This is a genomic window from Bacillus sp. NP157 (assembly GCA_018889975.1).
Lineage (GTDB): Bacteria > Pseudomonadota > Gammaproteobacteria > Xanthomonadales > Rhodanobacteraceae > Luteibacter.
Genome location: CP076546.1, coordinates 2,849,616 through 2,870,268, shown reverse-complemented (window position 1 = coordinate 2,870,268; position 20,653 = coordinate 2,849,616). Strand labels below are relative to the sequence as shown.

The window sequence follows — 20,653 nt, the reverse complement described above, 5'->3', positions numbered from 1 at the left end:
TCACGGATTCAGCCAAGCGCGGCTTCCAGCTCCGGCAGCAGCTTGAACAGATCACCCACCAGGCCGATGTCGGCGATCTCGAAGATCGGCGCCTCGCCGTCCTTGTTGATGGCGACGATGGTGCCCGCGTCCTTGATGCCGGTCAGGTGCTGGATCGCGCCCGAGATACCCACGGCGACGTACAGCTCGGGGGCGATGATCTTGCCGGTCTGGCCGACCTGCATCTCGTTCGGGACGTAGCCGGCATCCACGGCAGCGCGCGATGCGCCCACGGCGGCACCGATCTTGTCGGCGAACTTGTAGATGATCTCGAAGTTTTCCTTCGAACCGACGCCGCGGCCACCGGACACGACCTTGCTTGCACCCTGCAGGTCCGGGCGGTCGCTCTTGCCCTGCTGCAGGTTCACGAATCGGGTGTGCGAGGGCAGGGTGGCGTCGATGGCCAGTGCTTCGACCGGCGCGGCGCCGTTCGACGCGGCGGCAGGCCAGGAGGCCGTGCGGATCGTGGCGACGACGGTCGATGCCGCGTCCACTTCCACCGTGACGATGGCATTGCCGGCGTAGATCGGGCGCTTGAAGCTGTGCGGGCCTTCCACGGTCATGACGTCGCTCACCTGCGACACGCCCAGCAGGGCGGCCACGCGCGGGGCGAGGTCCTTGCCGAAGGTGGTCGAGGGCGCGAACACGTGCGAGTAGCCCGCCGCGGCCTTCGCGATCTGCGGTGCCAGGACGGCGGCCAGCGCATGGGCGTTCTCGGCGCGGGCGACGGTCAGCACCTTGCTGACGCCGTCGATCTTCGCGGCTTCGGCAGCGATGGCGTCCGGTGCGTCGGACAGCACGATGACGTCGATGGCTTCGGCCTTGACGGCGGAGGCGGCGCTGACCGCGCGGGCGGTGGCGCCGTTGAGCTTGCCGTCTAGGTGCTCGGCGATAACGAGGATCTTGGTCATGTCGATTCTCCGGTCGGCTGCCTTACAGCAGGCCCTTCTGCTTGAGGGCCGCGACGAGCTCGGCGGCATCCTTCACCATCACGCCCTTGCTGCGCTTGGGCGGGGCGGCGTAGTGGGTGGTCTTGATGTGGTCGGCGGCATCGACACCGAGCGAGCCCAGTTCGACCACGTCGATCGGCTTGGACTTGGCCTTCATGATGTCCGGCAGCTTGATGAAGCGCGGCTCGTTAAGGCGCAGGTCGGTGGTGATGACCGCAGGAAGGTCGGCTTCGATGGTCTCCAGGCCGGCGTCCACTTCACGGGTGACCGTGGCCTTGCCATCGGCGATCTCGACCTTGCCGGCAAACGTGGCCTGCGGCCGGTCCCACAGCGCGGCCAGCATCTGGCCCGTCTGGTTGGCGTCGTCGTCGATCGCCTGCTTGCCGAGGATCACCAGGCCCGGCTGTTCCTTCTCGACCAGCTTGAGGAAGGTGCGCGCCGCGGTCAGCGGCGAGACGGCGTCGGTGGTCTGCACGTGGATGGCGCGGTTGGCCCCCATGGCCAGGCCGTTGCGCAGGTGGGCGGTGAGGTCGGCCGGGCCGATGCCGACCACGATGACTTCCTCGGCCACGCCCTTCTCACGCAGGCGCAGGGCCTCTTCCAGGGCGATATCGTCGAACGGATTGGCGGAAAGCTTTACGCCGTCGGTGACGACGCCGGTGCCGTCTGGTTTCACCTGGATGCGGACGTTGTAGTCCACGACGCGCTTGTAGCCGACCAGAATCTTCATTCTCGGTTCCTGTGTGAATGCCCGTTCACTTGAACGGACGTCGAAGTTGGCCTGCCATTCTAGCCAAATCCGGCGGGCACTACGCGGGAAGTGGTCTTATCCCTTGCGGGCGAAGGCGTAGGGGGTCGCGGGAGGCTCAGCATCCCCTGCGACGGCGGCGGCGGTCGTGACGCGGAAGCCCCGGTCGAGCGCTGCCTTGCTGACGACCCGCTCGATCGCATGCGCGAGTGTGCCGTCGACCTGCCCCGACTCAGGCTCGAAATCCGTTTCGGCCAGGGGGCTGTCGATCAACGCCTCGATGGCGCCGAGCCGGCACCAGAACATGCTCCCGGCGATGAAGTGGTCGTTGTCCACGTCAGGCGGCGCCACGCCCATCAGCGCGCAGAGGTATTGCACGTTGGCCTCGTTCGCGCCCCAGTAATACGCCAGGGGCTGCACGTGGCCTTCGGGCGCCACCAGGCCAAGCGTGGCGTCATCGGCAAACGCCTGTTCCACCACGATGGCGCGATCAGGGGCTACCAGCCGGCTGATCAGCTCGGCGCGCCACGTGGCGCCGTCGTCGCGATGGGTGGATCGCTTGGTATGAAGCTTCAGCACGACGTCCTCGCCTTCATCGCGCAGGCGCGCCGCGACCCGGAGGAAGGGCAGGATGTCGCGTCCGCGGTTCGGTGCCACGACGATCTCGGCATCCACTGACAGGCGGGCCACCTCGTCGCGCACGGCGGATTCACGCTCGGCAGGGACGGTGAGTACGATCCGGAACTCACGTCCCGTCGCACGCAGGGCGCCGATGACTTCGCCGAGCAGGTCGGGATACCAGACGTGGATGACGGCGCACGGACGGGACTGGACCTGCACGGGTGGCGTGAGGGCGGAGCGGATCGCGTCCAGCCATGCGTAGCCTAGCCGGGCGTCCGGTTCGAGCACCGCACCTTCCGCCCACTCGTTCCACGCGTTGACGAACACGAGGGGCGCGTTCGGCGACCGCCGGCGTGCCGTTGCGATCGCGTGGCGCGTCCAGTGGGCGAAGGCCGCCGGCGTCGCATGCAGGTAAGTCCGTCCCCGTCCGCTGCGACGCGCTTCGTTGTCCCAGCCCGGGTTTACGCCCGGATAAAGCGTGTAGGAGACTTCCGGCGCAGCCATGGCCTGTCGCGCCAGTTCCCGCCAGTCGAGGATTTCGCCCTTGTAGTCCGGGTTGATCAGCCGGTGCGCGGCGGTCACCGGTGCCAGGGAGGTGTTGTTCGGCGGGAATGCGGCCGCCGCGTCGAACCCGATCGACGCGGGGTCGACGTTGTCGAAACTTTGCACGTAACAGAGGTGGATGTCGCCGATGCCGTTGTCAGAACACCACCCGCGCCATCGGCGCGCCGTCGCGCGCGCATCGGGAAGGAGGCCCGGCCGGTAGACCATGAGCATCGGCTTTCCATCCACCCGCAGGTAGCGGGGATCGCGCAGGTAGGGGGCGACGTAGGCAATGAAGGCAAGATCGTCGTCCGCGCTGTGGTCCTGCGCGATAAGGACGTCGTCGGCACGGCCATCCCATCGCCTCGACCAGTTCTCGTTGGCCCAGCACAGCGCGATGGGTATATCGATGGATGGATCGGCAAGCCACTGGCGAAGCGGCGATTCGAGCAGCGTCTTTCCCGCAAACCAGTAAAAATAGGTGCAGAACGCCCCGACGCCATGCATGCGCGCCAGGCGTGCCTGCTCGCGCATGACATCGGCGATCCGCAGGTCGTAGAAGCCGAGGTCGCCGGGCAGGCGCGGCTGAGCGTGGCCTTCGAACTGTGGCAGCGCTCGCGTCACATTGCGCCATTCGGTGAAGCCCGTGCCCCACCATGCGTCGTTTTCCGGCGTGGGATGGAACTGGGGCAGGTAGAAGGCGACGATCGTGGCGGGTAGCGTGGCCGGCAGCGGCTTCTGCGCAAGCGCCTTGTAGCCAAGCAAACGCTGGCCGGCATGGTGGTAGGCGCGGCGCGCCAGGCCGGCCGTGGCCGGCTGCCCTTCGGGCCCGGCAGGCACCATCGACGCGTGGCGATCGAGGAACGACTGGCGCAAGCGATCGCGCGTGGCGGCCGTCATCGGCGTCATGCGGAAAGCCGTGCGAAGCGCCCGGAATACAAGGGATTGGAAGCGTATGTTGGGCATGGCTCAGGATAGCGCGCGCCGCAGCGCATCACGGGCCGCGTCGGCCGAGAAATGTGCCTTGACGTTGGACAGGCCGCCGTCGGACAGCGTCAGCCAAAGCGCCTCGTCGCCAACCAGTCGTGCGTACGCGGCGACGAAGCCAGCCGGCGATTCGGCGACCAGCACGTCCTCCCCATCGACAAGTTGCATGCCTTCGGTGGCCACGGGCGTACCAATGACGGGCAAGCCGTGGCTCATCGCCATGTTCACCTTGCCTTTGACGCCTGCGCCGAAGCGCAACGGTGCAATGGACGCCAGCGACGACGCCATGAGTGGCGCGAGGTCTTCCACGCGCCCAAGCATGTCCAGACCAAGCGCCGCCAGCGCTTCGCGCTCCGCCGTCGGCACGTCGCCGGCAACGAGGATGCGTACGTCGGGCCAGCGTTCGCGCAACGCTGGCAGGATGGCTTCGGCCATCCAGCGCATGGCATCGGCGTTGGGTGGGTGGCCGTATCCACCGACGAAGACCAGGTCGCGGCGCCCCGCGTATCCACCGTGGCGCCCGTGGACCTCGTGGATATTCGACAGTAATTCGATGCGGGCCGCGGGAAGGATGTCGGCCAGCAGGGCTCGTTCGTAGTCGCTCACGACGAACGTGGTGTCCGAGGACTTGATCAGTTCAAGCTCCTGCTTCCGGGTCGCCTGTGCCTGGCGCGAGAGGGCTACGCTTCCCGCCTGCGCCGCACCCCGCTCCTCACGCAGGAAATGCAGGTCGACCGTGTCGAAAACCAGGCGTGCCGTCGGCGCGTGCCTGCGAATGAAGGGCGCGTATTGATGAGCCACCGTATGCCGGCTCAGGATCGCAGCATGCAGGTCATTGGCGTGGTCGGCGATCCAGGCAGGAACGCTAGGGCACCAGGGGCGCGCAGCCACCTCGATCCCCTGTTCGCCGAGATAAGCCATGGCGGTGTCCGTGACTTGCCCGTCGTCGGGCGCAAACACCACGTGCCATCCATCAGCCACCAGCAAAGCCATCAGGGTGATGAGGCGCAGCGAGCCGGAGTCGCGCGAGGCATCCGGTGTCATGGCATCCACGACGAGGACCGTGCCTCGATACGAGCGTCGATCGATCTGGGCCAGTGACGTGCCAGGGGCGGGCTGCCTGACGATGACGTCAGCCCATTTCTCGACGAGCTTGTGCTGGTTGATCGCCTGGTGGCGCTTCATGCCCTCGTCGGGCTCGCCCGCGGAACTGATTCCCTCGGCATGCACGACCACGCTCCCCGGCACATAGCGCACCTGTTGGCCGGCATGGCGCACCGCGAAGGCGAGATCGGCGTCCTCGTAGTAGCCCGGTGCGTAGCGAAGGTCGAAACCGCCCACGTCGTGGAATAGCGTGGCGCGTATGGCCAGCGCAGCACCCGACACGTAATCGACGATGCGCGTGTACTGGTATGCAGGGAATTTGCGGGATTCGAAGCGGCCACGATTCCACGCGGTGCCGTCGGCGAAAATCCATGCACCTGCTTCCTGCAGCCGTCCATCTGGGTATACGAGCTGGCTTCCCGCGATGCCGGTGTCGGGAAACACATCGAACACGCGGAGCAGGGCATCCGCCCAGCCTGGCGTGACCTGCGTATCGTTGTTGAGGAATAGCAGCATCGCGCCACGCGCGGCTGCTGCGCCGGCATTGCACGAGCCAACGAATCCCAGGTTTTTTTCATTGCTCAGCAGGCGCAGGCCGACGACGTGCCTCAGCACCGAGGCCGTATTGTCCGGGGATGCGTCGTCCACGACGATGACCTCGAACGGCGTGGCGGGCGGATGGTTGGCGATCGAGCGGAGGCAGGCGATCGTGTACTCCACCTTCCCGTATACCGGGATGATGATGGAGACGACGGGTTCGCCTGATCTCGGCAATTCCAGCTTGCCGAAGCTGGACTCCAGCGGTAGCAACGCCAGCGTATCGTCCTCGACCTTGCGCCTGACCATCCCCTGGGTGACGCGCTGGACCGTCCCGCGCCATCCACGCAGCGCGATGCTCATGCGCACGCGCTGTGCGATGGAGCGTAGCCGCCGATAGCGCCAGGTAAGGTGGTTCGACACAGTGCTTTACCTCGGGAAACGACCTGTCATCTTAACGTTTGTGGGAACCCGGGCGCATCGAGCACCTCCCAAAGGTCCGCCGGTGCGCCGCCAGCATTCAGTTGTCTTGCCCGTCCGGTCGCCACCAGGGCCTCGAGGGCCGGTCGCACCGTGCGTGCGACGGCTGGATTGCCCGGGCGAGCCAGTACCACCAGCCGGATCCGGTGGGAGAGGAGGAACGCCTGCACGGCGGCATTGTCAGCCAGGAGGGGCGGCCGGGCCCATGCGACGCTGTTCAGCGATTCATAGCTCACGTTGAAGAACCCGCCATCGCCGACGTCGAGGTCGCCGACCATCCGCGTGGACGCCGGGTAGGCGGCAACTACCCCGGCCAGTGGTCCCATGCCACTGACGCGATAACGCGCCGCCGCCATGCGGTCGAGCTCACCGAAGGGGGTTCGGTCGAAGCGCGCGTCGAGCCGGGCCAGGCCGGGCAACCAGTTCGCCGTGGTGAGCACCATGAACAGGCTCAACGCGAGCAGGGCGGCAGCGCCGGCCAGGAAGGGCCTGGGCGCGGTCGTCGCCGGCCCGGCGCATCCGGCCCATGCCACCAGATGGAGCAGGACGATGCACACGATGAAGTAATTGCCATCCGGACCGTCGGGACCAAACCGGTACGCATAGAGCATGGCGTACATGGCCAGCCCGAGCATCAGCCAGAACAGCAGGCCGTCCGCCAGGATCCAGCGCCAGCCGCGCCGGACCAGCGCAAAAGCAAGCAAGGGGATCCACGCGTTGCCCATCCAGAACAGGGCCTGGTGGATATAGGCGCGCGGCCCGAACAGCGACTGGACCAGGCCCGAGGGGAAGGGGGTGCGGAAGTCAGGGACATAACGGCCGATGTCGTCGTGCAGGTGCCAGCCGAGCCATCCCTGGAGGTCCACCAGCACGTCGGGCGTTGCCAGGGCCACGCCCGTCATCACCCAGGTTCGCCAGCAGACGAGGGCGACCACGAGCAGGCCCGTGGTGTAGACGAGCCATGTGCGACGCAGCGTGGGCCGCAGGTGTTGGCGTACTGCCTGCCAGGCCACGAAGACGAAGATCGCCGCCGCGTACGGCAGCACGGTCAGCCGGGCCAGGGGCGCAAGCAGGGCGGCTACCAGGCCGGCGGCGAGCCATGTCGCGGCATCGCGCCCGGTGGCGCGGGGCAGGCGCATGGCGGCCAGTAGCGCCATCAGGCATAGCCACGCCGCGAGGACTTCGCCCTTGGGCGTCGCGGCGGACGCGGCCACGGCTGGGATGCAGGTGGCGAACAACGCACCGCCCCACGCCAGTGGGGCAGCGACAACGCCCGCTTCGCGCAGCAGTTCGCGGCAGGTCGCCACGAGCAGTAGCCAGCACGCCAGGCTCAGCCCGGTCACGAGGCTCGCGCTACCCAGGCCCATGAAGGGGATTTGCAGCGACTCGGCGAGCTTGGGGTAGTAATGGACGTGGACGACCAGCCCCTGGGACGCGAACAGGTTCCCCGCGCCGAGCAACACGCGATCCGCGTTCACGCCATACCACAGGGCATCGCCGTCGAGCGCAGCGGCGGCCTTCGCCGCGAGCATGGCCACGACGGTAAGCGCGAGTGCCAGGAGAAAGGCGCTGAGGCGGCCGGTTGGGCGTGCAGGCCAGTGCAGCCTTGCTCGCTGCCGCCACGTATCGAGGGCAAGCGCGCCGCCGAGCACGCCGATGGCAAGCCAGCGAATTTCAGCCACGGTACCCATGCCGGCGAGGGAGGCGAGCCAGGTCAGGGCCGCCCACGCCATCATGCCGACCAGCACATGGCGCAAGGCGTCGGCGACGCGGTCGACGCGATTCGACTCCACGGACACGCAGAGACGGCCGAGTGCATGCATGCCGCCGACATACAGCAACAGCATGGCCAGCGTCAGGTCGATGCCATGCCTTCGCGCGAACGCTTCAAACGCAACGATGCCGAGCACGACACCGCCGCGCCGCCAGCGCAGCGCGACATACAGCGCGCCGAGCAGCAGCAGGCACTCGTCCAGGCTTTTCCACGGCGCCGAATTCGCCAGCTGCCGTTCGAAAGGGCCGCCTTGCCCGTACAGGGCATGCAGCGGCAGTGTGATGCATGCCACGACCAGCAACCACCACGCGAGCCATCCCAGGCGTACGCGCATGCGCTAGAGGCCCTGGTAGTTCGGTCCGGAGCCGCCTTCCGGCGTCACCCAGGTGATGATCTGGTATGGATCCTTGATGTCGCAGGTCTTGCAATGCACGCAGTTGGCGCTGTTGATCTGCAGGCGCTTGCCTGCGTCGTCCTGCACGATCTCGTAGACACCCGCCGGGCAGAAGCGCTGGCACGGGTTGCCGTATTCGGTCGTGCAACGATCGATGCAGATCGAGGTGTCGGCCACCTTGAGGTGTACCGGCTGGTCTTCGTCGTGTTCGGTGGCGGCGTAGTAGACGCTGGCGAGGCGATCGCGCGGGGCCAGCGTGCGCTCGACGTAGTCCTTCTTCGGCGCCTCATGCTGCCCGAGCTTGTCCAGCGACGACCAGTCGGCATGGTTCTTCAGCGTCCACGGCGACTTGCCGCCGGTGAGCGTCTCCCACGCCGCGTTGATGAGGCCGCGCCACAGGCCCTTGTTGAAGCCGGGGCGGATGTTGCGCACCTTCTTCAGCTCAGCCATCACGGCCGAATCGCGCAGCTTCGCATCCCAGCCGGCCGGGTCCAGCTGCGTCGCCACGAGGTGTTCGGCGGCGAGCATGCCGGATGCCATCGCCTGGTGGGTGCCCTTGATCTTCGGCACGTTAACCAGGCCGGCGGAATCGCCGATCAGGATCGCGCCGGGCATTTCCACTTTCGGCAACGACTGGTACCCGCCCTCGATGATCGCGCGCGCGCCGGCGGACACGATGTTGCCGCCCTCGAGCAGGCCCTTTACGTTCGGGTGGTGCTTGAATTGCTGGAACGCTTCGAACGGCGAGAACGCCGGATCGGGGTAGTCCAGGCCGACCACGAAGCCGACGGCCACGCGGTCGTGGTCCAGGTGATACAGGAAGCTGCCGCCGTAGGTGTCGTTGGCCAGCGGCCAGCCCGCGGTGTGCACCACCTTGCCGGCTTCGGCGCGGCCCGCCGGAAGCTGCCAGAGTTCCTTGATGCCGATGCCGTAGGTCTGCGGGTCGCTCTCCTTGTCCAGGTCGAACTTCTTGATCAGCGTCTTGCTGATATGTCCACGGCAGCCTTCGGCCAGCACGGTGACTTTCGCGCGGATGTCGATGCCTTCGGTGTAGCCGGGCTTGTGCGTGCCGTCACGCGCGATGCCCATGTCGCCGATGCGCACGCCGTTCACGGCGCCGGCCTCGTCGAACAAGGCTTCGGCGGCGGCATAGCCGGGGAACACGTCGACGCCGATGGCCTCGGCCTGCGGTGCCATCCAGGCGCAGAGCGAACCCAGGCTGACGATGACGTTGCCGTGGTTGTTCATCTGCGGCGGCGTCACCGGCAGCTTCGTGCCGGAGGCGTGGTCGCGCAGCAGCCAGAACTCGTCGTGGGTCACCGGCACGCACACGGGCGGTGGCGAGTTACGCCATTCCGGCAACAGGCGATCCAGCGGCGCGGTCTCGATGACGGCGCCGGAGAGGATCTGCGCGCCGATCGTCGACGCCTTTTCGATGACGCAGACGGTCAGCTCAGGATTGAGCTGTTTCGTACGAATCGCGAACGCGAGCCCGGCAGGGCCCGCGCCAACGACGACGAGGTCATATTCCATGGTTTCGCGGTCGGTCATCGCTGGCTCTCGAATCTGGCTGGCTGGATCAGTCAGGCATTGTCCCGTTTCCCTTGGAGCCGGGCAAATCGTCGTTTCAAACGGCACCTTTGCGAACAGGGGCTTGCAACTCTTTCACATAGCGCGTTCATAATCGTCTCCAAGCGCAAGGAGAATCCATGAATACGATGCCGCCCGTCTCCCCTACGGACATGCGCCGCGCCACGTTGCTACAGATCATGCACTGGCTCGCCATCGGCCGGGCACAGCCCCAGGCCCTGTCGGATGTTTACCAGGACGCCATCGAGCGCCTGAACCCGCAACTCAACGCATATACCGACGTCAGCGTGCCATTGATCCAGGAGCAGGCGCTGGCCGCCGATCGCCGCCGCCGCGATGGCGTGATGGGCCGGCTCGACGGCCTGCCGATCGCGATCAAGGACAACTTCGACGTCGCCGGCGTACCGACCCGCGCCGGCATGCGGCGGCGCACCGTTATTCCGCAGGAAGACGCCCATGCCGTGGCGCGCCTGCGTGCGTCAGGCGCTGTCTTGCTTGGCAAAACGAACATGGACGAGGGCGCGCTCGGGCTCGCCACGAATAATCCGTTCCATGGCGCAACGCACAATCCGCATCGCCTGGGCTACACCGCGGGTGGATCGTCCGGTGGTGCGGCCGCTGCCGTTGCCGCGGGCCTGGCCGTGGCGGCCATCGGCTCGGATACGCTGGGTTCGATCCGGGTACCGGCGAGCTACTGCGGGGTATACGCGCTGAAACCGACCCACGGCGAAATCTCCGCGCGCGGCCTGGTGCCCGCCGCACGGCGCCTGGACGCGGTGGGCCTGCTGGCGCGTGGCGTCGATGACCTGACCGTCCTGCTGCAGACGCTGGCGGGGTACGACGCCGACGACGCGCGCTCGCGCCGGCGCCGCGTCGCGTTCTCGCCGCCGGACTGGGAGCCGGGCAACCTGCGTGCCGGTTTCCTGCCCGACCTCGCCGCCGTGGGCGTCGAGCAGGATGTCATCCATGTCTTCGAGGAAGCCCTGTCGAAACTCACCGGTGAACTGGGTGAACGTCGCACGGTGGATTTCTCCGACTGGGATTTCGCGCGGACCCGTCGCGCCGGCCTGCTCCTGATGGAGGCCGAGATGCTGAACACGTTTGCCGACGAACTGGCCGACGAGGCCTATCCGGTGTCGCCGGGGTTCCGCCAGATGGTCGACTTCGCGGCGAAGAAATCCGCGGCGGATTACGTGGCTGCCGACCTGGTTCTGGATGCGGCGACGCTGAAGATGCGCAGGTTGTTCGCCCAGGTCGACGTGCTGGTCTTGCCGACGACGTCGCAGGGGGCGTTCCCGCTCGACCAGCCGGCCCCGGCGTCGCAGGCCGACCTGTGCAGCTTCGCCAGCCTGGCGGGCTGTCCCTCGGTCAGCATCCCGATGGGAACGCTGCGCAACGGCATGCCGATCGGCATGCAGCTGGTCGGTGCACGCGGTTCCGACCTTCGTTTGCTCGAGCTCGCCGCGGTGTGCGCGTCGTCGCTGGACGCCGAGCCCGCCTATCCCGTCGAGCCCCCGCACACATTGTAGGAGCGCGCCTGCGCGCGATGGGAGGTCGCCATGAATGCCATGTGCGACTGGAGGTCGCCATGAATTCTTTCGCGCGCAGGCGCGCTCCTACAGTAGGCCGAGCTTGGCGGCGGGGGCTTTCGCGCGCAGGCGCGCTCCTAAAGTGGATCGAGCCTGGGCCAGGGCCTTTCGCGCGCAGGCGCGCTCCTACACGGGGTTATTTGGCGGCGGTGTAGGTCCAGCCGACCACGTCGCGCGATAGCTTGTCCATCGCCCGGCCGAAGGCCTGCACCACCTGCGGCACTTCCTTCCCGTCGATCGGCTCGCGCACTTCGAAGCGCTGGCTGGCGACGATCTGGTGCTTGCGGGTGGCTGCGAGCATCGCGTCGAAACGAATGACGACCTCGGGCTTCCCGCCGTTGTATTCGGTCTGGAAGGCGGCGAGGTTCCCACCCAGTTCGTAGTCCGCCGCCACGTTGCTGTCGTCCGTGCTCAGCGCCGTGATCCGGGCGCTATCGCGGAAGGCATCGGCCAGCCGGTCGCGGAACAGATGCGGCGAGGTATCGCTCCAGCGGGCGCTGGCATAGACGGTGATCGTGCTGGCGTCGGGCATCACCGCGATGCGCGGGTTATCCAGCGCACGTGCCGCGCTCGGCGTGGCAATGCGCAGGCCCCAGGCCACCGGCGCGATGTTGGCCGGTCGTGCCCCCGCGGCGGCCGGCAACGTATACACGCTCGGCGTTTCGGCCTTGGGCAGGATGGAGCAACCCGCCACGCAGGCGATGACCATGGGAAGGACCAGGCGTGCGCGGATCATGGGGTGAACTCCTTGGTTTTCTCACGGCCGAACAGGTAGCCGCTGGGATTCTCGTCGAGCCGGCGGGTGATCGAACGTAGCGACGACAGCGTATCGCGCAACTCGCGCAGTGCCGGGGCGAGGTCGCCGAGGCTGGCGGCGCCGCCGTTCAGCGCATCGCTGTTGTCGTTGATCAGGCGATCGACCGAGGCCATCGAATGCTCTAGCGAGGCCATCGCACGCTGGGCGCTTTCCAGGGTCGTCTTGCCCTGGCCTTCGATCAGCCCATTGGCGTTGTGGACCAGGTTCTTGCTCTCGGCCAGCGTGTCGTTCGCCTGCTGGGTCGCGATCGCCAGCTGCCTGATCAGCGAGCGGATGTCCTCGCGCTCGTCCGCGATCACGCCGGTGGTCTTGTCCAGGTGGTCGAGCGTGCGTTCGATGCGGTGCACGTTGTCGGGCGATAACAATTCGCTGGCCCGCGCCGCCGCCTGGTTGATATTGGTGATCAGGTCTTCGCCGTTGGAGAGCAGCTTCGCCAGTGGCGAGGTGTCCGCGTTGATGATCGGCACTTCGCCGTCATGTCCCACCAGCAGGGCGCTGCCGGGCGAGCCGCCAGACAACTGGATGATCGCCACGCCGGTGACGCCGGTCAGCGCGAGCTTGGCATGGGTGTCCTGGCGTAGGGGCGTATCGCCACTGACACGGATCCTCGCGAGCACGCGGCGCGGATCCTGCGGGTCCAGGCGCAGCTGGGTCACGTCACCCAGGCGGATGCCGTTGTACTGCACGGCGGAGCCGCGAGAGAGGCCGGTCACCGCTTCGTTGAACACCACGTCGTAGTAGTTCCACTCCTGGTCGGAATGGGCCTTGGCCAGCCAGACACCGAAGAGCAGGCCACCGATCACGATGATGACGGTGAACAACCCGATCAGGATGTGGTGCGCGCGAGTTTCCATGGTTCTAGTCCTTGCCTTGGCTGGCGGCGAAGGTGGCCGCGCGACCGCGCGGTCCGTTGAAATAGGCCTGCACCCAGGGGTCGTCCGTGCGTGCGACTTCCCTGATCGGCCCGACCGCGAGGACGCGGCGCTGGGACAGCACCGCCACGCGATCGCAGGTGGAGTACAGCGTGTCGAGATCGTGGGTGACCAGGAACACGGTAAGCCCGAGCGCATCGCGCAGGGTGACGATGAGGCTGTCGAACGCGGCGGCACTGATCGGATCGAGGCCGGCGGTCGGCTCGTCGAGGAAGAGGATTTCCGGATCGAGGGCGAGCGCACGGGCGAGTGCGGCGCGCTTGATCATGCCGCCGGACAGTTCCGATGGCCACTTGCGTCCCGCGTCCACGGGCAGGCCGGAAAGCGCCAGCTTCACGCCGGCGAGGCGATTGGCATCGGTGCGGTCCAGCCCGGCATGCTCGACCAGCGGCAGCGCGACGTTCTCGGCGACCGTCAGCGAGGAAAACAGCGCGCCGCTCTGGAACAGCACGCCGAAGCGGCGCTCCACCAGCGAGCGCTGCTCGTCGGCCAGGGCCAGCAGGTCCTGGCCGAACACGCGCACTTCGCCCGCCACCGGCCGGACCAACCCGATGATGGTGCGCAGCAGGACCGATTTACCCGTGCCCGAACCGCCGACGATGCCGATGATCTCGCCACGGCGCACGTCGAGGTCGAGGTTTTCATGCACGGTCTGCGTGCCGAAGCGATTGAGCAACCCGCGCACCTCGATGACGGTGTCGGCGGCGGGCGCGGCGGTCGGCTGGGCGTTCACCAGCCCATCTCCATATAGAAGAGGGCGGCGGTGGCATCGAGCAGGATCACGATGAAGATCGACTGCACCACCGCCGAGGTGGTGTGCTCGCCGACCGACTGCGCGCTGCCGGACACCTTGAAACCCTCCATGCAGCCGATCACCGAAATCATGAAGGCGAACACCGGCGCCTTGGCGATGCCGACCAGGAACTGGCGCAGCGACATGTCGTCTTGAAACATCGACAGGAACATCGACGGGGACATCTTCAGCACCGCCAGGCACACCGCGCCACCGCCGACGATGCCGGCGATCATGGCGACGAAGGTGAGCAAGGGAAGGGCGATCAGCAGGGCGAGCACGCGCGGCAGGACCAGCAGCTCCACCGGATCCAGGCCGAGCGTGCGGATCGCGTCGATTTCTTCGCGCGCCTTCATCGAACCGATCTGCGCGGTGAAGGCGCTGGCCGTGCGGCCCGCGAGCAGGATCGCTGTGAGCAAGACGCCGAACTCGCGCAGGAAGGCGAAGCCGATCAGGTCGACGGTGAACACGCTGGCGCCGTAGGCGGCCAGAGCCGTGGAACCGAGGAAGGCGACCACCGCGCCGACCATGAACGACAGCAACGCGAGGATCGGCACCGCATCCAGCCCGGTCTGTTCCAGGTGCGACACCAGCGAGGTGACGCGCCAGCGCGACGGGCGCCAGGCGGTCCGGGCGAAGCCCTGCAGGGTGATGCCAATGAAGCCGAGCAACTTCAGCGTCTGCTTCCAGGTCGACGCCATGGCTGCGCCGATCCGTTCGAGCATCACCACGAAGCCCGCATCGCGCTTGCGCCGGACACCCTTGCAGTAGGTGTCGATGGCGTCGCCGACAGTCTTCAGCAGGGCGCGCCGGGCGGCCGGCAGGGATTCATCCTGGGCAAGGGCCTGGGTGCGCGAGCTGCCCAGTAGTTCGGCGATGACGAAGGCGCCCGAGGTATCCATGGTGGCCACGTCGTGGACGTCCACGCCGACATCCGCGCCGATCGACCCGGCCAGTTCGTTGGCCCGTTGCTGTAGCACCGTGTAGTGGGACAGCGTCCAGTCGCCGCGCAGGACGAGGCGCGCGCCGCCTGCGTCGCGGGTGAGGGTGACCGAGCCGGGCAGGGAGGGGGCGGACATGGCCGAAGGCTAGCAGGAACATGTTGCACCGCGCTTGGACTTGGCTGTCCGTGCCGGGATAATGCCGGGCTACCCACCCCCCCGCGCGACCCCACCCCATCCTTACGCAGGACAGAAGGCCAGCCCATGACCGACAAGACCGAACTCAACGCCACCCACCGCGAACTCGGTGCCCGCATGGTCGACTTCGGCGGCTGGGACATGCCCATCGCCTACGGCTCGCAGATCGAAGAGCACCACGCCGTGCGCAAGGACGCCGGGATGTTCGACGTCTCGCACATGACCGTCGTCGACCTGACCGGCCCGTCCACCCGCGACTTCCTGCGCAAGCTGGTCGCCAACAACGTGGACAAGCTGGCCAAGCCCGGCAAGGCGCTCTACACCTGCATGCTCGACGAGAACGGCGGCGTGATCGACGACCTGATCGTCTACTTCCTGCGCGAGGATTTCTTCCGCCTGGTCGTGAACGCAGCCACTCGCGAAAAGGACCTGGCCTGGATCGGCAAGCAGGCGGCGGCCTTCGGCGTCAGCGTCCGCGAGCGGCCGGAATTCGGCATGATCGCCGTGCAGGGTCCGAACGCACGCGAGAAGCTGATCGGCCTGCTCCCCGCCGACGCGCAGGAAAAGGCGCGCAAGCTCGGCAAGTTCGCCGCGATCGAAACCGAAGGCCCGGGTGGCATGCCGCTGTTCCTGGCGCGCACGGGTTACACCGGCGAAGACGGCTTCGAAGTCGTCGTGCCGAATAGCCGCGTCGTGGAACTCTGGAACCACCTCAAGGACGCCGGCGTCGCACCGGCCGGCCTGGGTGCACGCGACACCCTTCGCCTGGAAGCGGGCATGAATCTCTACGGCCAGGACATGGACGAAACCGTGTCGCCGTGGGAAGCCGCGCTGGCCTGGACGATCTCGCTCGACGAGGGCCGCGACTTCATCGGCCGTGCCGCGCTGGAGCAGCACAAGGCCGATGGCGTGAAGCGCGTCATGGTCGGCCTGGTGATGGACGACAAGGGCGTGCTCCGCCATGGCCAGAAGGTGCTGACGGCGAATGGCGAGGGCGAAATCCTTTCCGGTGGTTTCGCCCCGACCCTGGGCAAGTCCATCGCGTTCGCGCGCATCCCGGCCGGCGAGCCGGGCGAGGTCCGCGTGGACATCCGCGGCCGCGAGATCCCCGTCCGCGTGGTCAGGTTCCCGTTCGTCCGCGACGGCAAGCCGATGGAAGGCATCGCCGGCTGATCCTTACGTATATATAGGTGTGCGGTAGTGGTGCTTCCGCACCGCGCACGGATCGGTACAATCTGGTGGTCACCACCGTCCAACCCATTGCGAGGCAAGCCCCCCATGAGCAGCGAAATCCCCGGCGATCTGTATTTCCTGAAGTCCCACGAGTGGGTGCGCATCAACGACGACGGCACCGCCACCGTCGGCATTTCCCAGCACGCACAGGAAGCGCTGGGCGACCTGGTCTACGTCGAGCTGCCGGAAGTGGGTAGCGACGTGGAAGCGGGCGAGGGCAAGGGCGTCGCCGTGGTGGAATCGGTGAAGGCCGCGTCCGACATCTATTCGCCGGTCTCGGGCGAAGTCGTCGAGGTGAACGAGAAACTCTCCGACGCGCCGGAAACGATCAATGCCGATGCCTACGGCGATGGCTGGATCTTCAAGATCAAGTACACCAACCGGAGCGAAGTCGACGACCTGCTCGGTCCGGATGACTACGCCGAACTGATCGAAAACGAAGATCACTGACGGTCGCCCAAATCGTTCGAACCTGGTGCCGGTCGTCCTCGACCGGCATTTTTTTGTCCGCGACGACCCTTTCCGGAAAATTTTTTTCGCCGTCAGTTGAGTTCCGTTCATCCCCGCGGACACCCCTCGCGGGCGTTCGCCGGCACGCCGCGCGAGGTCGGGACGACGACACGCATCGGCATACCGAAAATCCGAATGCGTTCAGGAAATGCCTTTATTTAAGGTGTTTTTTGAATGGGTCGAATGGAGTGCGTGATTCGCGGAGTGATCGAATTAACGGAATGGCGTGGTCGAAAAACCGGCGTCGGTTATCTCGACGGACCGCCGGGTCGCATGTGATGTATCCGCAACGTCTTCAATTTAGAGCCAAAATTTATTGACAGCGGATTTGTTCAGGAATAGCTTTTGCGTCAATTGACGGGGAACCCGGGAATGGAAACTGAGAAATTCATCCGGCCGTATGTGGAGCACGGTTCAAAAGCGGGAGCGGTACGCAAGATCACGGTATCGATTCCGCTGCATGTGCTCCGCCTGCTTTCCGATGAACGCACCCGCCGACAGGTGAACAATTTAAGGCACGCGACGAACAGCGATTTGCTGGTTGAAGCGTTCCTGCATGCTTTTACTGGGCAACCACTGCCAACTGATGAGGAGCTGAGACGAACCATGGCCACTGCCAAGAAAGCCACTGCCAAGAAGTCGGCCGCCAAAAAGGCGACCAAGAAGTCCACCGTGAAGAAGACCGCCGCCCGCAAGGCGCCGGCCAAGAAGACTGCACGCAAGTCGCCGGCCCGTAAGGTCGCGGCGAAGAAGACCGCCCGCAAGGCTGCGGTAAAGAAGACCGCCCGTAAGTCGCCGGCCCGTAAGGTTGCCGCGAAGAAGGCGGTGAAGAAGGCTGTCCGTAAGGCACCGGCGAAGAAGGTCGCTGCCAAGAAGACTGCCCGCAAGGCTGCTCCGCGCAAGGCCGCCTCGAAGAAGGTCGCCGCTGCGAAGGTTGTTCGCGCAACCAAGGCTGCCAAGGCCCCCAAGGCCGTGAAGGCACCGAAGGCTGCCAAGGCACCGAAGGCACCGAAGGCGTAAGCCAGGCTTTACCTTCCAATAAGAAAGCTGTTTGCGAATTAGCTCCCCGCGGTGCCCAGCGCGGGGAGCCACTTCGAAACTTGACCCCGGTCCTGCCGGGGTTATTCATTTCTGGAAAAGCTCCTAGACCGGCAGGCTGGATTCACGCCTCCAATGCGGTTACCTTTCAGCCACGCGCTGCGTAGGGACGGGGGGTCCCACGCGTAAGCCATCAGGGGGCGCGCGTTCTTTCGGAGTCCGGTCCCACCGCCATGGATACTCGCCATCGAATCCCGGTGAGCCGCCGCATGCGCGGCGCCATCAATCCCGTCACTCTCGCCGTCCTCGCCATCGTGGTCGTACTCGGCGTGGCTGCGTATTTTCTTATCATCAAGCCGTACCGCGACGCTAACGGCGACCTCGCCCAGGCGGCCGCCACCGCGCCGAAGCAGGGCGCGTCGCATGAAGCGCCGCCGGCCAACGTCGACGCCCTGAGCACCGACCAGCTGCTCGCCGAGGCCCGCAAGGCCATGAACGAACAGCGCCTGGTCGCACCGGCCGGCAACAACGCCTTCGAGTTCTACATGAAGGTGCTGCAGAAGCAGCCAGGCAACGCCGTCGCCGCCGACGCCCTGCGCGAAACGTTCTCCTACGGCGCAGCCGCCACGGAGCAGACGATCAACAGCCGCGACTTCAACGAAGCGCAGCGCGAGATCGACCTGCTGGCCAAGGCTGACCCGGCCAATTACACGCTGACCATCCTGCGCTCGAAGCTGGATGCCCAGCGCAAGACGCTGGATCGCGAGCAGCAGCAGGCACAGGACGCACAGAAGGCCCAGCTGGCCCAGCAGGGTGCCGCGGCGAAGGCCCAGGCCGAGCAGCAGGCCGCTGCCGTGGCGGCGGCTGCCGAAGCGCAGCGCCAGCAGGCGGCGCGTGAGCAGGCCGCGCGCGTCGCCCAGCAGCCGGCGGCACAGCCGCAGGCCGCGCCGCGTACGCCGCCGCCGGTGGCGCGTACGCCGGACTCCGAAGCGATTACCGAGGCCGTGCTGGTCCGCCAGGTCAATCCGCGCTACCCGACGGCCGCCATGCGCGCGAACCAGGAAGGCTGGGTCGACGTGGAACTGACCGTGGGCGCCGATGGCTCGGTGAGCAATGTGAACGTGGTGGACGCCCAGCCCAAGCACGTCTTCGACCGCTCCGCGATCGACGCCGTCAGCCGCTGGGAATTCAAGCCGGCCATGCGCAATGGCGAACCCATGATCACCACCCTCCGCCGCCGCCTCCAGTTCAACCTCGGCCGCTAATTCGCGATACCCCTCCCCTGTAGGAGCGCACCCGTGCGCGACCACGAATTGCGATAACCGCAAATAACCAGGGATAAAAAAAGGCCGGCGATTCGTTACCGAACCGCCGGCCTTTTTTTAATGTGGCCGATCACACCACCCGCATGCGCCGCAAATACCCCGCGGCCACTCCCCAGCGATTACTTCTTCTTCTTTTTCACCACGGCGGCCTTTTTCTTTGCCGGCGCAGCCGCCGCCTTCTTCCTGGCCGGCGCCGCCTTCGCCGCCGGTGCCGTATGCACGCTGCCTTCCACCCCCGCCCAATCCTGGTGCGGCAGGCCCAGCAGGTCATCGAACACCATCGGCATCAGGCCGGCGGGAATCGGCGCGGCCGCATTCCACATCGTCACCACGCCCGCGTGGTATTTCGGGAAGAAGCCGATCATCGTGCGGTAACCCGACACGGCGCCTGCGTGGTAGACGAGGTCTTCGTTGGCGTAGGTGAAGACGCGCCAGCCCAGCGCATAGTGCGCGTCGGTCACCCGGGCGCGCCGCCAGGGCAGGGAATGCTCTTCGGAAGGCGTGGGTACGCCCGGGGCATGCAGCACGTCCAGCAGCGGCGTGGGCAGCACGTCGGGGCGACCGCCCATCTGCGCCATCAGCCACTGCTCCATGTCGCGCAGGCTGGCATTGACACCGGCTGCCGGGGCGACGCGGTAGTAACTGTCGTTGGGCTCGTACGGCACCCAGTTATGCGGGCTGCCACGATGCGGGCGCGCCCAGCTCTTGCTGGCTTCCAGGGCGTCACGGCCATAGCTGGCGGTGGTCATGCCCAGCGGCGCGAAAATACGCCGTTCCACCTGGCGGAAGAAATAATCGCCGGTGGTGGCGTAGATCACGTCGCCGATCATGCTGAAGGCGACGTTCTGGTAGCCATAGCAGGCCCCGACCTTGCACGAGAGGTCGACCTCGTCGAGCTTGCGCACCAGCTCCTCGTAGGGGGCATCCGCCTCGAGCATCGCGTCGTAGGTGTTCCGCGGCAGCCCGAGGCGCTGGCCGAGGATGTCGCGCACGGTCGCCTGTTGGGCGGCCTGCATGTCCTTCAGCTTGAAGTAGGGCAGGGTGTCGACCAGCTTGGTATCCCAGCTGAGGAAGCCGTTCTTCACCAGCACCGCGGTGACGCCGGTGGCGAAGGCCTTGGACAGCGAGGCCAGGCGGAACACCGTCTCCGGCGTCGCCGGCTCCTTGGTCTTCGCGTTGGCATAGCCGATGGCGCGCTCATAGACGACCTTGTCGTCCACGATCACCGCGGTGACGATGGCAGGCGCGGCGTCACGGGCTTCCGCGGAATCCAGCCAGCGTTTGTAATCTTCGATGGTTTGCTTGACCCGCTCGGCGGGAATCTTCGCCGACTCAGGGTCCACGTGGACGACGGGCGGCCTGGGGGGCGGCGCGGCGAAGGCGGACGGGGCGGCAAGGGCGGCGGCAAGCGCGCAGGCAAGCAGGGAGGTGGGACGAAACGGCATGCGGTTCTCGCGGCTTGGTGGATCGTACTGCTAAACGACGTCCCTTCCATTGTCGTGCACTTGCC

At 66.5% G+C, this 20,653-nt stretch carries 16 protein-coding genes; 5 read left to right on the top strand and 11 right to left on the bottom strand.

Annotation, left to right across the window (positions count from 1 at the left end; all coding sequences use genetic code 11):
* Positions 1 to 8: 8 nt before the first annotated feature.
* The 6 genes from KPL74_13210 to KPL74_13185 form a co-directional block, all read right to left on the bottom strand.
* A complete protein-coding gene (locus KPL74_13210; GenBank protein ID QWT18699.1) occupies positions 9 to 950 on the bottom strand; it encodes an FAD-binding protein in 942 nt (313 codons plus the stop codon).
* 22 nt (positions 951 to 972) lie between these two features.
* Positions 973 to 1,719 (bottom strand): electron transfer flavoprotein subunit beta/FixA family protein, encoded by a 747-nt coding sequence (locus tag KPL74_13205; GenBank protein QWT18698.1) that lies wholly within the window; start codon positions 1,717 to 1,719, stop codon positions 973 to 975.
* Between the two features lie 96 nt (positions 1,720 to 1,815).
* Positions 1,816 to 3,810: a glycoside hydrolase family 99-like domain-containing protein gene (locus KPL74_13200; GenBank protein QWT18697.1), complete on the bottom strand. Its 1,995-nt coding sequence runs from the start codon at positions 3,808 to 3,810 to the stop codon at positions 1,816 to 1,818.
* Between the two features lie 60 nt (positions 3,811 to 3,870).
* Entirely contained in the window at positions 3,871 to 5,952 is a 2,082-nt protein-coding gene (locus KPL74_13195; protein ID QWT18696.1) for a glycosyltransferase, read from the bottom strand.
* 26 nt (positions 5,953 to 5,978) lie between these two features.
* Complete coding sequence (locus tag KPL74_13190) at positions 5,979 to 8,117, bottom strand: hypothetical protein (GenBank protein QWT18695.1); 2,139 nt, start codon at positions 8,115 to 8,117, stop codon at positions 5,979 to 5,981.
* Between the two features lie 3 nt (positions 8,118 to 8,120).
* A complete protein-coding gene (locus KPL74_13185; GenBank protein ID QWT18694.1) occupies positions 8,121 to 9,728 on the bottom strand; it encodes an electron transfer flavoprotein-ubiquinone oxidoreductase in 1,608 nt (535 codons plus the stop codon).
* A gap of 158 nt (positions 9,729 to 9,886) precedes the next feature.
* On the opposite strand from KPL74_13185, the gene KPL74_13180 reads away from it, so the two are divergent.
* Positions 9,887 to 11,296 (top strand): amidase, encoded by a 1,410-nt coding sequence (locus KPL74_13180; GenBank protein ID QWT18693.1) that lies wholly within the window; start codon positions 9,887 to 9,889, stop codon positions 11,294 to 11,296.
* A 196-nt stretch (positions 11,297 to 11,492) separates the two neighbouring features.
* Here KPL74_13180 and KPL74_13175 read toward each other — a convergent pair whose 3' ends face one another.
* Genes KPL74_13175 through KPL74_13160 form a run of 4 tightly spaced genes read right to left on the bottom strand, consistent with a single transcriptional unit; the run spans position 11,493 to position 14,977 of the window.
* Positions 11,493 to 12,092, bottom strand: a complete 600-nt coding sequence (locus KPL74_13175) for a membrane integrity-associated transporter subunit PqiC (protein QWT18692.1) — start codon at positions 12,090 to 12,092, stop codon at positions 11,493 to 11,495.
* Positions 12,089 to 13,027, bottom strand: coding sequence for an MCE family protein (locus KPL74_13170; protein QWT18691.1), 939 nt, complete (start codon positions 13,025 to 13,027; stop codon positions 12,089 to 12,091). The genes KPL74_13175 and KPL74_13170 overlap by 4 nt, the downstream gene beginning before the upstream one ends.
* A 4-nt stretch (positions 13,028 to 13,031) precedes the next feature.
* Positions 13,032 to 13,838, bottom strand: coding sequence for an ATP-binding cassette domain-containing protein (locus tag KPL74_13165; protein ID QWT18690.1), 807 nt, complete (start codon positions 13,836 to 13,838; stop codon positions 13,032 to 13,034).
* Complete coding sequence (locus KPL74_13160) at positions 13,835 to 14,977, bottom strand: ABC transporter permease (GenBank protein QWT18689.1); 1,143 nt, start codon at positions 14,975 to 14,977, stop codon at positions 13,835 to 13,837. Before KPL74_13160 ends, KPL74_13165 begins: the two co-directional genes overlap by 4 nt.
* 126 nt (positions 14,978 to 15,103) lie before the next feature.
* Between KPL74_13160 and gcvT the strand changes: the two genes are divergently transcribed.
* The 4 genes from gcvT (at position 15,104) to KPL74_13140 (ending at position 19,083) form a co-directional block, all read left to right on the top strand.
* On the top strand, positions 15,104 to 16,210 hold the full coding sequence (gene gcvT / locus KPL74_13155; GenBank protein ID QWT18688.1) for a glycine cleavage system aminomethyltransferase GcvT: 1,107 nt from the start codon (positions 15,104 to 15,106) through the stop codon (positions 16,208 to 16,210).
* A gap of 105 nt (positions 16,211 to 16,315) precedes the next feature.
* Positions 16,316 to 16,720, top strand: a complete 405-nt coding sequence (gcvH, locus tag KPL74_13150) for a glycine cleavage system protein GcvH (protein ID QWT18687.1) — start codon at positions 16,316 to 16,318, stop codon at positions 16,718 to 16,720.
* A 432-nt stretch (positions 16,721 to 17,152) separates the two neighbouring features.
* Positions 17,153 to 17,800, top strand: a complete 648-nt coding sequence (gene metJ / locus KPL74_13145; protein QWT18686.1) for a met regulon transcriptional regulator MetJ — start codon at positions 17,153 to 17,155, stop codon at positions 17,798 to 17,800.
* Positions 17,801 to 18,051: 251 nt separating this feature from the next.
* Positions 18,052 to 19,083: an energy transducer TonB gene (locus KPL74_13140; protein QWT18685.1), complete on the top strand. Its 1,032-nt coding sequence runs from the start codon at positions 18,052 to 18,054 to the stop codon at positions 19,081 to 19,083.
* 179 nt (positions 19,084 to 19,262) lie between these two features.
* Here KPL74_13140 and KPL74_13135 read toward each other — a convergent pair whose 3' ends face one another.
* On the bottom strand, positions 19,263 to 20,588 hold the full coding sequence (locus KPL74_13135) for a beta-lactamase family protein (GenBank protein ID QWT18684.1): 1,326 nt from the start codon (positions 20,586 to 20,588) through the stop codon (positions 19,263 to 19,265).
* Positions 20,589 to 20,653: the final 65 nt, after the last annotated feature.